We start from the raw sequence: 1,037 nt of genomic DNA on the forward strand, positions 1-1,037 counted from the left end.
TGTCGCCACCCCCGATGGTGTAGGTGGTCTCGACCGCCTGGACGTGGAAGCGGGAAAAGAGGGCCCGGACCTCCGGGATGTCGTTGATCGACATGAGGAAGGCCCCCTTGATGCCGGCCGAACAGGTCCTTGCCGTAGTCGCCCTCCGACCCCCAGGGGGCGGGTCCAGGTAGAAAAGGGTCTCGTTGCGGTCGTAGCGGGCGATGAAGTCCCCGTAGGGCATCCTGGACCGGGAGACCTGGGACAGGGTCATCGAAAGCGGAAAGGCCCGCAACCTGGGCGAGATCGCCGAGGCCGAGAAGCTGGGCACCTCCTACGTCAGCCGAATCTTTCGCCTGACCCTGCTCGCTCCCGACATCGTCGAAGCCATCCTGGAGGGCCGCCAGCCCCGCACTCTCCAGCTTGCGAACCTCATGGAGGATCTGCCGGTGGAATGGGCGCGGCAAAGGGAGACACTCGGAATCGCCTCTCCAGAAAACCGCTCCGCCGTCTGAGCCGGTTCTATTCCCGGTCCTGGGCCGGGTGCCAGACCGACAGGACGCCGACCGCCGTCCGGTTCGGATACTCAGGATCGGGCATCAATTCGTAGCGCACGATGTAGTGGTACCGCGAGACGACCATCTCGCGGTATCCCTCGCCGCGTTCCGGATACCGGCGCGGCAACTGGGACAGGGCGGTTCCGGCGGCGATCAGGGATTCGGCGACCGCCACGGCGGCCAGCGGATTGCGTTCCAGAAGATAGTCCCGGATGCGCGCGACATCCCGCCGCGCCCGCTCGGACCAAAGAACCCGCATCAGGCCTTGGAAACCGGAGTAGCCCGACGTCCCTCGTCGCCCCAGGTCCGCAGCCATTCGGTCATGGCCTGGTGATCGACATAGCGGCCGGCGGCCAAGTCGTCACGTCCCTCCTGGACGGCCGCGATCTCGGCCGGCGAGGGTTCGGTCAGGGCATCGATCTTGCGAGGGCTTGCCATGCCCACAGTATCGCCCATCCGGCCGCGCAACGCAATGCGGGTACGAGGCCCGCCGGGCCGACT

General features: G+C 66.7%; 3 protein-coding genes. All 3 read right to left on the reverse strand.

Annotation, left to right across the window (positions count from 1 at the left end; all coding sequences use genetic code 11):
- Positions 1 to 310, reverse strand: a 310-nt coding sequence (locus H7841_18695; protein MEO5338886.1) for a DNA adenine methylase, incomplete at its 3' end; no start/stop codon positions are given.
- A gap of 191 nt (positions 311 to 501) precedes the next feature.
- Entirely contained in the window at positions 502 to 795 is a 294-nt protein-coding gene (locus H7841_18700) for a type II toxin-antitoxin system RelE/ParE family toxin (GenBank protein MEO5338887.1), read from the reverse strand.
- A partial coding sequence (locus tag H7841_18705; GenBank protein MEO5338888.1) for a hypothetical protein occupies positions 795 to 1,037 on the reverse strand: 243 nt, incomplete at its 5' end. The genes H7841_18700 and H7841_18705, both read right to left, overlap by 1 nt.

Source organism: Magnetospirillum sp. WYHS-4, assembly GCA_039908345.1.
Taxonomy (GTDB): Bacteria; Pseudomonadota; Alphaproteobacteria; order Rhodospirillales; family GLO-3; genus JAMOBD01.